A 13,221-nucleotide genomic window follows, 5' to 3' on the forward strand; every position below is an offset into this window, starting at 1 on the left:
TATTAAGTTCTTGTTGTCTTTATAAATAATTGTTTTTTATAAGTTATTTTTAATTTTTGGCTTTTTTAAAAGTCTAGGGCTTCAATTTCTTTTGTCTTTTTCTTGTCAGGTCTGCTCATCCTAGCAACTGAGTAGCAAAGAGCCAGCTTACTTTCATTAAGCATTCTTAATGCTTCGCTTCTTGAGTTGTTAATGAGAATCAATCTTAATATATGTCGAGTTGAGTCACACATAAGATTATTTTTAGTTTGGAAAAGGAAGAATTATGAAAGCGAGCGTACGACGTTTTTTGTCTGATGAGCGAGGCGTGACAGCCATTGAATATGGCATTTTGGCGGCGGCGATGGCGGCGGCAATTGGGGTGATTTTCGGGTCTGATGGGGTATTTGTTACTGCTTTGAAAGAACGTTTTTCTTCCATTGCGGATCAAATAACCAATACCAGTAATCCTGGGTCTGAATAAGTAGTGTGATCCCTATGACAGACATTTTTGTTTCTTCTGTTCTGGTGTTTACCTCTGCTTGGGTGATTCTCACGGACCTTTTCTATCGCCGTATTCATAATGTTTTGATCGTTGGCTTGCTATTGGGGTGGTGTGGGATCGCCATTTCATCTTTCTGGTCTGTTGGTCCCTACTCGAATGTACCTTCAGAGGATTTGCTGAGTTATTTAGGTTATTCCATTGCTGGTGCTGTTGGTGTGCTGGTTGTTGGTTTTGGACTTTTCTTGATTGGGCAAATGGGAGCAGGAGATGTCAAGTTGATGTCTGTTTTATGTCTATGGGTTGGTTACGACAATCAGTTGGTCTTTCTTGTTGTTACCGCTTTAGTGGGAGGAATGCTTGCGCTTCTTATGCCCGTTTTGTCTTTATTGGAAATTGCTGGAGCCAAAGTGATTGTGCAAATTTCGAGCCGATTTCCTCGGTTGAAAATTCCAGCGCCTTTGGTGTTTTCACGTGAAGGTGTTAAAGGGCTGCCTTACGGGTTGGCTATTTCTGGTGGGGCATTTTATTTATTAATAAGCCCATTTTCTCACTAATTCTATGGTTTGGAAGTTATGAAAGTTTCGTCTGTTTTTTTTATATCTGGTGCGTTGGTTTTTGCGATAGGTGGCGCGCTTTTAGTTAGGGTGTTGGCATCGACACCTCCGCCGCCAGCCCCTGTTGTTAAGGCGGCCCCTGCTCCTAAGCCTGTATTTACGCCAGTTCTTGCTGCCTCAAAAGATCTTGTGCCTGGTGATTTTATTGATAACTCAGCAGTGCAATGGTTGGCTGTAGATAAACAGTACGAGTCACATAGCTACTTTTTGAAAGGTGTTGATCAAGTTGATGCTGTCTTTGGGGCAACGGTCAGAGAACCTGTGGCTAAAGGGGATGTATTAGGTAGCCGTGTGGTTGTTCTCCCTGGTGATGCGGGATTTATCGCTTCTGTTCTTGAACCTGGAATGAGGGCGGTTGCTATTCCTGCTGATGCGGTGACAAGCAATGCTGGGTTGGTGTCAGCAGGGGATCGCGTCGATGTGGTTTTGGGGCTAAAACGGGACCAAGAAAACGGTGGTGAAGCAGATCCAATGGCATCAATTGAGTTACCTAAACTGGCTTCACAAACCCTACTTAGAAATGTTCGAGTATTAGCGCTGAACGATGCTGTTGAAGAGATGGCGAAAGAAAAGCCTACGGAAGAAAAAAGCGGAGCAAAAAAGCGTAAGTTCTATGAAACGGTGACGTTGGAAGTCTTCCCGAAAGATGTTGAGCGATTAACGGTAGCCCGTGAAATAGGGGTTTTACAGCTTGCTTTGAGAAGCGTGAGAAACGAAATGCTTGTTGGCTCTTCGGATGAAAATCGAATAGCAGCGCGTGATGAGGTCACCACTCTTGGCCAAGTAACCGATATATACGATAGCTTTAAACCTCGAAAAAACGCCGAAAAATCTTCTGTTGTGATGTTCCGAGGTGAGTCAAAAGAAGTGTCAGAATTTGCTAATTAAGAGTATTGCGCCGTTCCTTTCAGTTTATTTATTGTGGAAGTTGTTTGATGTCCTTTAAATGTAATTTACTCGTTGTCCCTTTGCTTTTTGGGGTGTTTCTGCTGTCTGGAGTAAGCCGAGCCGCTTACCTTGAGCCCATGAATAATACGTCCGAGAGTCAGTCTGTTATAGGGACTTCCGCTTATCAACAGGTTGAAGTCAGCGGTAATGTCAATTTAGTTGTGAATCAGGGGAAGCTTTTAACCTTGCCGCAAAATGCTGCGAAGGTGCTGATTGCCAATCCTGATATTGCTAGTTTTCAAATGCCATCACCCGACAATGTTTTTGTGTTCGCCAAAAAATCGGGTTCAACCTCTTTGTATGCGTTAGACGATGAGAATCAGGTCATCTTGGCATTAACACTTAATGCTGGATATGATTTAGATAGTTTAACGAAACAAGTTGCTCAAGAAGTTCCTGGGTCTAATGTGCAGGTTGGGCCTGCGACGGAGAATGGACTTATTGTCCGTGGCTCAGTCCAAACCCCGCAACAAGCCAAAAAAGTGATCGATAGTATTGAGGCTTTTGTCGGTGGTGATGCGACTGGCAATGCTGGTGCTGGCAGCCAGACGTTACGTATAGTGAATCAGTTAAAAGTAGAGCTGTCTTCTCAGATTAATATCAGTGTTCGTATTGTTGAGGTTTCCAGAAATTTGAGCAGTAGCTTAGGATTTAGTTGGGATGCTTTGTTTGATAATGGGAAATATTTTGCTCGTAATAGTGCGAGTTTGTTTGATGCTACAACAGGAGCCTTCACTGGGAGTGGTGTGACAAACGCTGTTTTTGGTGGTGCATCGGGAAACCTCGGTGGAGTTTTATCTGCACTATCAAATGATGGACTTGCGAGTATTTTAGCCGAACCTAATCTAACTGCTATGTCAGGTGAAACAGCAGGCTTTGCCGTTGGTGGGGAAGTGCCGATTGTAATCATTACAAACAATAACGTTACGATCGAATATAAGCAGTATGGCGTCATCATGCGCATGACTCCGACTCTGTTATCACCTAATCGTATTAGTTTGCATATTGCTCCTGAGGTCAGTGATTTAACTGAAGAAGGTGCAGTAGAGTTACAAGGACTAACGGTTCCAGCCTTTAAGGTGCGTCGAGCTGACACGACAGTCGAATTGGCCAGCGGTCAAAGCTTTGCATTAGCAGGTATGTTGCGCAGCAGTGTGAGTCAAACGGTGACTGGGGTGCCAGGTTTACGCAGCATTCCAGGCCTTGGTCGCTTATTTGAATCTGAAACCAATCAAAAAGAAGAAACCGAGCTGGTTATTATTGCCACGGCTTATGTTGTAGCGCCGACTTCTTCGGGTGATCTACAAACCCCTGCGAAAGGCATTAGTACCATTGATGCTCATTTACCTCCCTTGGCATCAGCCGGTTATCTGTATTAATTATTAGGTGGTTTAGTTATGCGTGTTATCACTTTTACAATTGCGATTCTGGTGTTGTTGAGTGGCTGTGATCGCACTGTTCATCAGTTAAGAAATGGCCCTGACTCGAGTATGCGTCAGAATGAATCCTTTTCGGTAAAGCCGACAGCCTCGTCTATCTCATTAAAAGTTCAGCCGAGCGGCAGTTTAACGCCATCGTCTCTGTCTGGATTAAATAGTCTTTTGAAAAACCAAGGGCGTTTGTCTAATCAAACGATTCGAATTCAACCATTAAGTGAGCAAGGGGAGCAGTTTGCTCAGCGTTTGGGGCAGTCTTTGTTGGAATTGGGGGTTCAGGGAGAGAGTTTATTTATCCAGCCGTTGGTCTATCAAGAAGCTGAGACTGCGTGGGATCTGAATGTGGTATCAGAGGCCATTATCGTTGTGACGCCAGATTGTGTTATTGAAGACAGCACCACATGGAGCGTTAAACCATTCGACGCGGTGGGGACATTAGGCTGTGCAAATCGCTCTAATATTGCCCGAATGGTAGTAAATCCAAGAGACCTGATACGCGCCAGAACATTAGATTCTGCTGATGGAATTAATGCTGTCGGTGCAGTGAAGCGTTACCACGAAGCAGACATTACACCTCTGTTAGATATCGACTTTAATGAAGATTAAGGCAGGAAGATCCGATGAGCGATAGTAATCAAAAGCAAAATAATGAATCGCAATTTTTGGCAATTTTTGCTGCCGATAGTGCGCAAGTTAAACAGTTTGGCGACAGCCTGTCCCGTTTGGGATACTCGTCCGATAGGGTGTTTCTCGGAGGTGTTGAAACCGCTGAATCATGGGTTAAAGAGCATGCTATTCCATCATTATTATTTGTTGATATTGATAATGAAGTGGCCCCTTTAGTGTCGATTTCTGCGTTGCTTGAGTTGTGTGGTCCGACATGCAAAATTGTGGCATTTGGCTCTGAGCAAAGTATTGATTTGTACCGAGCGCTGTTATCTAACGGCGTATTCGATTATCTCTTGAAACCCATTCCTTTGGATATGATTTCAGCTGTGATACAGCGCGCTGAAAAAGGCAAGGTTGATGATGCGACCACGGGAAGAACCATTGCGGTAACGGGAACATCGGGTGGAGTTGGTGCCTCCCTTGTCTCTCTTGGGCTTGCCCAATCGTTATCGACAAAGCGCCATATGATGACGGCATTAGTGGATTTTGACCGCAAAAACGGCTCATTAGGGCTAATGCTAGGTTATAACGGTGATGCGGGGCTAGGCAGTGCGTTAAGTGCTGAGAATATCGATGCAAGATTGCTTGGTAGATCGATAGGGAAAGTGGATACACGCCTTAGTTTAGTCGCTCAGGTTCCGGATTTTCATGCTGAAGAGTTAACGGATTCTTATCCTGCGTTGGTTCTGGGTAGCAGTTTATGTCGCATGTTTAATCAAGTTATATGGGATTTGCCAAGTGCCAAGCCGTTTGGCTCTATGGATGTTTTGGCTCACGCTCAAACACGCATCATTGTGACCGATTTTACGGTAACTGATGCCCGTAATACGTTACGTTTATTAAATGAGATTGGGGATGAATCATCAGGGCAGCGTATTCTTCTGGTGCGTAATAGCTCAAGGCATATGGATAAGGAAGTCATTTCTCAAAAAGAGTTTGAGGAATTTATTGGTCGCAAGATCGATATGGTTTTGCCTTATGCGGGTTCTGGGTTGGGCAGTAGTTTATTGCAAGGAAAGCTCTCGCTGGAGGCTTTCCCTGATTTTGCGTTGGGGTTGCTAAACTTAGCAGATCTAGCGTGTGGTAAGGTGCCTCAGCAAAGCATCAAGAAAACGTCAGCTATCACTACGGTTTTGCGTCGCTTATTTAAGACGAATAAGTCTCCAGAGATGATGCTGAAAGGCGGGCGTTTATGATTATTAATCATGTCCCTAGAACCAAAACCGCTGCGCAGCGTGTTTCAGCGACAGAGGTTTCGGCACAAGAAGAGAGCAACACAAAAAAGCTTGCTCGCCAGGCATCATCGCAAAGCAATAGTGACACGCTTAGTTTGAAGAATAAGCGACTCATTCGGGAACAGCTTTATGAGCAAATAGACCCAGTTAAAGCATCCACCTTGAGTCATGACAGCCTAAATCATCAAATTGAAATGATGATTCGCAGTATCTGTGACACGAATCGCTTACAGCTATCGCAAGATGATGAACAAGCTATTTGCCGAGAAATGTTCCATGAAATGGTGGGGATCGGCCCTATCGAACCCTTGCTTGCCGATGACTCGGTGAACGATATTCTGGTCAATGGCGCAGGGCAAGTGTTTGTGGAGCGTTACGGCAAGCTTGAGTTATCAAATATTCGATTTATCGATGAGGAGCATGTGCTCAATATTGCGCAGCGTATTGCTGCTGCAGTTGGGCGTCGCATCGATGAAACTCAGCCAATGGTCGATGCGCGTCTCGCCGACGGCAGTCGAGTCAATATTATTACTTACCCTTTGGCGATTGACGGTACCAGTATTTCGATTCGTAAGTTTATGCGTCGCAATATGTCATTAGAAATTCTTGAGCAGCGTGGTGCGTTATCGAATGACATGGTCGACGTGCTGCGTCGTGCTATGCAGGGCAAGTTAAACATTATTGTGTCTGGTGGTACCGGTGCAGGTAAGACGACCCTGTTGAATGCGTTATCACAAAAGATCAGTAACGAAGATCGAATTATTACCATAGAAGATGCCGCAGAGCTGCAGTTGCAGCAAGTGCATGTGGTACGCCTAGAAACGCGTCCTGTCAGTGCCGAGGGTACAGGGAAAGTTGATCAACGAGACTTGGTTCGTAACGCCTTGAGGATGCGTCCTGACCGCATCATTTTAGGTGAGGTGCGTGGCGGCGAAAGTTTCGATATGTTGCAAGCGATGAATACTGGCCATGATGGCTCCTTGTGTACCGTTCACTCGAATACCCCTCGTGATGCGATTATGCGATTGGAAAATATGGTGATGATGGCCAGCATGCAGTTGCCATTGGAAGCCATTCGTCGACAGATTGCCAGTGCTGTGGATTTGATTGTTCAAGTTGAACGTATGCGTGATGGTTCTCGTCGTATTGTCTCTATTACAGAAGTTTGTGGTATGGAAGATGACGTGATTCAAACCCAGGAGTTGTTTGCGTTCGAAACGGATTCTATTGACGGACAAGGACGAGTATCTGGACGATTTGTCTCATCAGGACAGCGACCTAGCTTTTATACAACTCACTCACATTATTTTGATGAGGCTGTATAAATGTCTGATGTGGTCAATTTGCTGTCTTTATTGGTGTTTTTGTCGATTGGTTGCTTTTTTTTATTTTTGCGCAGCATTAATGGAAAACGTAAACAAGAACAGTTGTCTAAACAGTATCTTCAGTCATTAAAGCAGAGCGTCTTGGCTGAGAGTTCTTCGTCCGAGAGTCAGGAGTTTGACAACGTTAGCCGTCAAGTGGATGTGTTTGTGTGGTCTAAAACACCCATTATTGGAGCTTGGTTGGAACGTTTTTGGATAGACATGTCTTTGCTTGGTTGGCAGGAAAAATGCCGCACGCGAGCGATGATGCTTGCAGCGCCGTGCTTTTTATTGGGATTTACACTCGCTAAAGACAGTTTATCTCCTTTTCTATTGAGCTTGGTTCTCTCCGTCGTATTCTTTCTCTGTGCTGTGTTGGTGTTATATCGCAATGCCATGGCGAAGCACTTGAAAGAGTTTAAGCAGAACCTTCCCCAAGCCATCGATTCTATTGTGCGAATTGCCAGAGCGGGCGTACCTGTGAGCAATGCTTTTAATTTGGTGGCAGAGAACCTTCCAGGCCCCTTGGCAAAAGAGTTTTCATTGGTGGATAAATGGCTTCGCTTGGGAGTGCCCTTACGTCAGGCGATGCAAGATTCCGCTAAACGAGTGCCATTGAATGAATATCGTTTTTTTGTGGTTATTCTGATTATTAACCAAGAAGCGGGCGGTCGTTTAAGCGATACGTTAGAACGCTTAGCTCATACTTTGAGAGAGCGCCAAGAGTTGGCCCTTAAAATTCGAGCCAAAACATCAGAAGTGCGCGCTTCAGCTGTGATTGTTGCTTCGCTAGCGCCGCTTTCTTTGGCCTATATGTATTTGAATTCTCCTAAAGACTTCCAGTTTCTATTGAATGATTCGACAGGAAATAATGTGCTGTTTTACGCCTTTGGGAGCGTTTTATTAGGATTGAGTATTACCCATTTTATGATTAAACGAGTGATTCGATGACAAATGACATGATGTTTCTCGTATTTGTAGGGCTGCTTTTATGCACTACTGGCTTGGTGTTGTTTGGGCTCTATTTTCGAGCGAAACCCAAAACACTAACAGATCGTTTACAAACTAGCGGAATAGCAGCGGATAAAGAAAGCCAACTGGTTGAAGCTGCCTTGCTATCGCAAAATGATGAGAGGCGTAAACTGCAAAAATGGCTGCAGCCTTTAGATCGCATTGGACAAGAGTTAGCTGGTACAGAGAGCGACAAATTTGCCACAAGAAAATTGTTGTTAATGGCTGGCTTTCGCCGCCAAAACGCGCTTGGCGTGTTCACTTTTTGCAAGTTTTCGTTAGGCATTATCTGCATATTGTTGTTTTTATTTGGCGTTTTGGAGAGTGGCAATCGCCTAAGCCTTAATGGTTTGGCTGGTAGTCTAATGCTTTTATTTTTCAGTTCCTTTGCGGCTGAGGTTTGGCTAAAGATGCGAGCCGCTAGCCGAGGAGGGCGCTTGTCTAGCAGCTTGCCTGATGCATTAGATCTAATGGTTATCTGTGCGGAAGCGGGATTGCCATTAGGGCGGATCTTTAAAACGGTTTCAAAAGAGTTGGCGTTTTCTGCACCTGAGATCGCCGAAGAATTGGGTTATACCCATGCTGAATTACAGATATTAAGTGATCGTACAAAAGCGCTGTTAAATTTGTCTGAACGTTGTGGTGTCGAAAACGTAGAGGCAATGGTATCGACCTTGATTCAAGCTGAGCGTTACGGCACACCTTTGTCACAAGCATTACGCACTATTTCAGAAGAAAGCCGTAAGCGATTAGTGCTTGATTTAGAAGAAAAAGCAGGGAAGTTACCCGCTCAGTTGAGCGTTCCTTTGATGGTCTTTATTTTGCCGCCAGTGATTGCCATGATGGGGACGCCTGCCATGATCCGTATAATTCGTATGTTGGGTAGTTGATTGATGAATATAGTAAAAGGAATGATCGGTTCAACGAGAGGCTTTTATTTGCTGCTTGTGTGTTTCGTTGTGCTTTTAGGAGGGTGTTCTACCCAGGTTACCAAAAGCAGTAGTCAGATCAGTGAAAGTAAGACAGTAGAAACGGATACGGCGGAAGAGGCGTTGAAGCTTGCGCATCTGTTGCGTAACAACGGACGTTATCAAGCAGCCTATGAAGTGTATGAAAAAATGGATGAGAAAGGTCAACTGGAAGGGCCTTTTGTATTGGAATACGCTAGCTTGTCAGCTTCTATTCTATCTGCATCCGAAGCAATCGCGCTGTACAAACGCGCTCAAGGCGAGTTAGGAAAAGAGGTTTCTGATTCTCAGCAACAAGCTATTTGTGTGGGATTAGGACGTGCCTATTTAGAATTAGCTCAGTTAAATAAAGCCAAAGAGCAATTTCAGTGTGCGTTGGAGGCGAGTCCCCAAAGCGTCATGGCACTAAATGGGTTGGGGGTCATTGCCAGTATGAATGGTGATGTCTCCACAGCCCAAGAGAATTTGCAAGGCGCTTTAGATATCGCACCCTCTAACGAGATTGTATTAAATAATTTAGCACTTTCGTGGTTGTCATCAGGTGAATTTCAAAAAGCCATCAGTTTGTTAAAAACAAAGCAAAGTAGCCAAAATATGTCTACACGACTTAATTTGGCTTTGGCATATGTTCTTATCGATCGTGAAGATATGGCCAGAGAGTTACTGTTGAAAAATATCTCTAGAAACAAGACTGAAGCCATTTTAGATAGTTATGTCACTTCAAAATACAGAATAAAAAATGGATCCGATATTTCAGCTGAAATACTAGCACTTACCAATTCTCCATTTTCATTAAAGGATGAATGATTGTGATAGATAGTATTCGTTTTTTTATTAGAAAAGAGAAAGCTGTAGTTTCTATTGAAGTCGCTCTGATATTTCCTGTCATACTTTTTATTGCAATGATGTTTTTTGAATTGGCAAGAATCGCATTAATTATTTCAGTTGTTGGAGTTTCTTTGGAAAGAACAACGCAAGAGTTTCGGTATAATAAAGACTTTATTTCAATTGGTGAAGAAGGAATTAAGCAGACGGTTAGTGATAAAGTGGTTGAGAATTCTTATGGGTTGATTTATGAAAATAATATTAAAGTAGATCTTCAAAGTTTTTCTGATTTAAATGATTTCGCTAGTGTAGATATAGAATCTGGTAGCTATAGATCCTTACCTATTTTAAATTTTAGTGTTTTATTGAATGATAATTTTATAACGCCTTTACCTGGTTTTTTTGGCTTGGGTAATTCGTTCCAACATGAATACCGACAAGTTCTTGGTGATCTTGTAGGGAAGTCTTCGTCATGATATCGCGCTTTTTTCGAGACGAGAATGCGAACGCAGTGTTGGAATTTGCACTTTTCGTTCCTGTCATGATTGGCATTATTTTAGCGAGCGCAGACCTTTATAATATCAATCGCATGCGTGGTGTGATGGAGCAAACAGCACATAATTTGTCTTCAATTTTATCCAATCAACAGGAATGGAATATCAAAAGCTTTGATTATCTTGTGGAGCAGGTGGTTGATGTTAAGTCATTAGGTAGCTATAGCCTTGTTGTATCTAAAGTAAATTTAGATCGCACAATGGATTGGTTACCCATTTATCGTGGGGAGCTGGACGCTGCTTGCCCTTCAAAAAGTGAGGGCAATCGTTACCTTGATGATATGCCTGAAGAAGATGAAGATGTTGATAACATCTCTTTGATTGTGGTTCAGCTATGTCGATATACCGATAGTTTGGTTTTAAATAGTGGTTTACTTGGTAATAAGTTAATGGAAAGCGTGGCAGTTAACCGATTGCTATATCATTCTATTATACTAGATAAGCCATTATCGGAAGAGGTAGGGGTGGAATATGAATGAGGTTGAACGTGTTATCTGAAGTTAACAAAAAGGGCAAGAGATTATTTTATCAAATAATTGCTGTCCTTAGCTTAATTATGGCCTTTGTGGGAGTTTTGGTTCCTGGTATTCCTGCAACTGAATTCATACTGTTATGCGCTTGGTCGTCATCAAAGGGCTCCCCTAGGATTCATCGATTCTTAAATAACAATAGATTTACAGGGCCTACTTTATATAATTGGAAGAACGGTAAGGTTATTTCGAAAAATAATAAAATACTATCATCATTGAGTATGATGTTTTGTGCATGTTTATTGTTTTATAGCAATGTTAATGTGTATCTTGTTTTTTTTGCCATATCAGGGATGTTTGTTGGTTTTATATGGATGTGGTCTAGGCCGGAAGAAGTTAAAAATTTAACAAAAGAATGTTAGCTTTTCTTAATATAAATGAAGTGGTCATTTGGAAGGTAAGTTTTTATCATTAAATAAGATGGATTTTTAAATGAGGCCAGATATGCAAACAATAGAAAAAGACCAAGATACACTGACATTTGCAAAGCGTTTAAAATATTCTACGCGTACTAATCACGATAGTGTCGATTCACTGGTGATGCAGTCAGAACCATTTGCAAACGAAGAAAATTACAGAAAATTTTTGCGTTTACAGCATATTTTTCATTTGTCTGTTGCTCCCTTGTATCAACATGATGACCTGCAGGCATTGTTTCCTGGATTAGCTGAATTACCTAGGTTGTCTGCGGTTGAATCGGACCTGAACGACTTGGGCTTAAAGGCAGATGTCGATGCGTCTTTGTTAGCAACGCCGACCGATCTATACCAAGCTATTGGTTGGCTTTATTGCAGCGAGGGCTCCAATATTGGTGCGGCATTTTTATATAAAGAAACTCAGAAACTGCAGTTTGATGCGGAGCATGGTGCTAGGCATTTAGCGGCCCATCCAGAAGGACGAGCGCCGCATTGGCGTAAGTTTGTTGCTCAGTTAGATGCTTTGTCGCTAACGGAAGAACAAGAAGCACAGGCAGTAAAAGGGGCAATGGATGCTTTTGCATTTTATAAGAAAACACTATCGAGCTTGAATGCCTAAGAGTCTCTCTGAGGCCAGATGAAGATTATTTTTCATCTGGCTTTTTCGCTTTGGTATAGGATTTTGATAATCCGCGAATAGTCTCCATTTGTTTGCCAAACTGGCGACAAGGAGTGCAAATTGCAGTGTGCATGGTCAAGTTTATCTTTTCTTTGGCGGATAAAGGGCGATCCAGTTTCTCCGAGAGCATTTGGGTCGCTTGTTTGCATTTTATCATTTACGACTTCTCCTTTTGAAACCAGTGATCTTCTAAACATTCCCTTAAGCGCAGCCGAGCACGATACAAGGTGACATTTAGGCTGCTTATCGACACATCTTCGTTATGGCAAATTTCAGGCGTATCCATTTCGAGAAATTCGCGCATCATAAATAGTCGACCATATTTGGCTGGTAACGCATCCAAACACGCATCAAAAATACGCCAGAAGTGTTCATTTTCAACGCCATGTTCTGGCTGATCCCATTTTTTTGGGCGCTCGTCTTTTTGCCAGTGACCATTTTCTTCGAATAAATGCTCTATTAACGCTTCACCACTTAGGTTTGGTCCATCTTCGAGCTGACTGGCCGCCGTATGGCGTTTTTCCTTGCGTAGTAAGTCGATTATTTTGTTCTTTAAGATAGAAAACACCCAAGTCTTAAACGCTGCTTGTCGCGCAAAACGATCAATATTTTGATATGCAGAGATCATCGCTTCTTGTACTGCGTCTTCGGCTAATTGATTGTCTCGTACTTGAAGCTTGGCAAACTTCAGCATCTGCGTGCGTAACTCTTCAATAAAAACAGCATCCTGAAAGATGTTAACAGCTGCTGAAGAATCCATCTCAACAGAGAGGTTCGCATTAGTCATTTAAGCCTCGAGTTGTTTGTCTGATTGTTAGACGAGGTTAGTTGGGATTTTATTACCACTCAACCGTGATGTTGATTTATCTATTTGCTCGCTTCAGCTTCAGCTAAGTACTCATCTTTCAATTTGACGTAATTAAGTCCGGCATACTGAAAGTATTCAATCTCTTTGTCGTTAAGTGGGCGGATTTGTTTCACGGGAGAACCCATGTACATAAAGCCCGTTTCTAAACGCTTGCCAGGTGGTACCAAAGAGCCTGCGCCTATGATGACTTCGTCTTCAATTACTGCGCCATCAAGAATGGTGGTGCCCATGCCAACTAGCACTCTGCTGCCAATGGTACAGCCGTGTAGCATCGCCATGTGACCCACAGTGACATCGTCACCAATAGTCAGAGGATGACCTTCTGGCTTATAGTCGCTGGCGTGAGTAATGTGCAAGCAGGAATTGTCTTGGACGCTGGTGCGAGCACCAATACGAATGCGGTGCATGTCGCCACGGATTGCAACCAAAGGCCAAACCGAGCTGTCTTCGCCAATAGTGACATCACCAATAATGACGGCACTGTCGTCGACCCAAACACGGTCGCCTAATTGCGGTGTTTTACCGCGGAAAGATTTCATCACCATAAATCCTCTCTTAAAGGGGGTCTTGTTAATAGAAAGTGTTATTAAATGAAGGAACTATTAACACAATAGGCTTTT

The 13,221-nt window shown here is 43.0% G+C and carries 17 protein-coding genes; 14 read left to right on the plus strand and 3 right to left on the minus strand.

All coding sequences use genetic code 11. The features are described from left to right. Positions 1-265 precede the first annotated feature (265 nt). From KPL72_RS01995 to KPL72_RS02060, 14 genes are all read left to right on the plus strand, one after another. The gene (locus tag KPL72_RS01995) at positions 266-463 is read left to right on the plus strand and encodes a Flp family type IVb pilin (protein WP_219701600.1); all 198 of its coding nucleotides are present in this window, start codon (positions 266-268) and stop codon (positions 461-463) included. A 14-nt stretch (positions 464-477) separates the two neighbouring features. Beyond that, positions 478-1,038, plus strand: a complete 561-nt coding sequence (locus KPL72_RS02000) for an A24 family peptidase (RefSeq protein WP_219701602.1) — start codon at positions 478-480, stop codon at positions 1,036-1,038. A gap of 18 nt (positions 1,039-1,056) precedes the next feature. Next, complete coding sequence (gene cpaB / locus KPL72_RS02005; RefSeq protein WP_219701604.1) at positions 1,057-1,986, plus strand: Flp pilus assembly protein CpaB; 930 nt, start codon at positions 1,057-1,059, stop codon at positions 1,984-1,986. 47 nt (positions 1,987-2,033) lie between these two features. Further along, complete coding sequence (locus KPL72_RS02010) at positions 2,034-3,425, plus strand: type II and III secretion system protein family protein (protein ID WP_219701605.1); 1,392 nt, start codon at positions 2,034-2,036, stop codon at positions 3,423-3,425. 18 nt (positions 3,426-3,443) lie between these two features. Continuing rightward, the gene (locus KPL72_RS02015) at positions 3,444-4,088 is read left to right on the plus strand and encodes a CpaD family pilus assembly protein (protein ID WP_219701607.1); all 645 of its coding nucleotides are present in this window, start codon (positions 3,444-3,446) and stop codon (positions 4,086-4,088) included. 14 nt (positions 4,089-4,102) lie between these two features. Next, on the plus strand, positions 4,103-5,347 hold the full coding sequence (locus KPL72_RS02020; RefSeq protein WP_219701609.1) for a CpaE/TadZ family protein: 1,245 nt from the start codon (positions 4,103-4,105) through the stop codon (positions 5,345-5,347). Then, positions 5,344-6,711 carry a TadA family conjugal transfer-associated ATPase gene (locus KPL72_RS02025; protein ID WP_219701611.1) on the plus strand — a complete coding sequence of 456 codons (1,368 nt, stop codon included), beginning with the start codon at positions 5,344-5,346 and terminating at the stop codon, positions 6,709-6,711. Before KPL72_RS02020 ends, KPL72_RS02025 begins: the two co-directional genes overlap by 4 nt. Further along, entirely contained in the window at positions 6,712-7,701 is a 990-nt protein-coding gene (locus KPL72_RS02030; protein ID WP_219701613.1) for a type II secretion system F family protein, read from the plus strand. Beyond that, a complete protein-coding gene (locus tag KPL72_RS02035; RefSeq protein WP_219701615.1) occupies positions 7,698-8,651 on the plus strand; it encodes a type II secretion system F family protein in 954 nt (317 codons plus the stop codon). Before KPL72_RS02030 ends, KPL72_RS02035 begins: the two co-directional genes overlap by 4 nt. 3 nt (positions 8,652-8,654) lie before the next feature. Next, positions 8,655-9,536, plus strand: coding sequence for a tetratricopeptide repeat protein (locus tag KPL72_RS02040; protein ID WP_219701617.1), 882 nt, complete (start codon positions 8,655-8,657; stop codon positions 9,534-9,536). Next, a complete protein-coding gene (locus tag KPL72_RS02045) occupies positions 9,533-10,030 on the plus strand; it encodes a TadE/TadG family type IV pilus assembly protein (protein ID WP_219701619.1) in 498 nt (165 codons plus the stop codon). Before KPL72_RS02040 ends, KPL72_RS02045 begins: the two co-directional genes overlap by 4 nt. Next, on the plus strand, positions 10,027-10,587 hold the full coding sequence (locus tag KPL72_RS02050; protein WP_219701620.1) for a TadE/TadG family type IV pilus assembly protein: 561 nt from the start codon (positions 10,027-10,029) through the stop codon (positions 10,585-10,587). Before KPL72_RS02045 ends, KPL72_RS02050 begins: the two co-directional genes overlap by 4 nt. A gap of 8 nt (positions 10,588-10,595) precedes the next feature. Then, entirely contained in the window at positions 10,596-11,000 is a 405-nt protein-coding gene (locus KPL72_RS02055) for a YbaN family protein (RefSeq protein ID WP_346729487.1), read from the plus strand. An 82-nt stretch (positions 11,001-11,082) separates the two neighbouring features. After that, positions 11,083-11,673 carry a biliverdin-producing heme oxygenase gene (locus KPL72_RS02060; protein ID WP_219701624.1) on the plus strand — a complete coding sequence of 197 codons (591 nt, stop codon included), beginning with the start codon at positions 11,083-11,085 and terminating at the stop codon, positions 11,671-11,673. Positions 11,674-11,698: 25 nt separating this feature from the next. Here the strand turns inward: KPL72_RS02060 and KPL72_RS02065 are convergent, their stop codons facing one another. From KPL72_RS02065 to KPL72_RS02075, 3 genes are all read right to left on the minus strand, one after another. Continuing rightward, positions 11,699-11,890, minus strand: a complete 192-nt coding sequence (locus KPL72_RS02065; RefSeq protein ID WP_219701625.1) for a zf-HC2 domain-containing protein — start codon at positions 11,888-11,890, stop codon at positions 11,699-11,701. Then, complete coding sequence (locus tag KPL72_RS02070; protein ID WP_219701627.1) at positions 11,891-12,520, minus strand: RNA polymerase factor sigma-70; 630 nt, start codon at positions 12,518-12,520, stop codon at positions 11,891-11,893. 80 nt (positions 12,521-12,600) lie between these two features. Further along, positions 12,601-13,146 (minus strand): gamma carbonic anhydrase family protein, encoded by a 546-nt coding sequence (locus KPL72_RS02075; protein ID WP_212917321.1) that lies wholly within the window; start codon positions 13,144-13,146, stop codon positions 12,601-12,603. Positions 13,147-13,221 lie beyond the last annotated feature (75 nt).

The sequence above is a fragment of the Marinomonas lutimaris genome (assembly GCF_019426345.1).
GTDB classification, from domain to species: domain Bacteria; phylum Pseudomonadota; class Gammaproteobacteria; order Pseudomonadales; family Marinomonadaceae; genus Marinomonas; species Marinomonas lutimaris.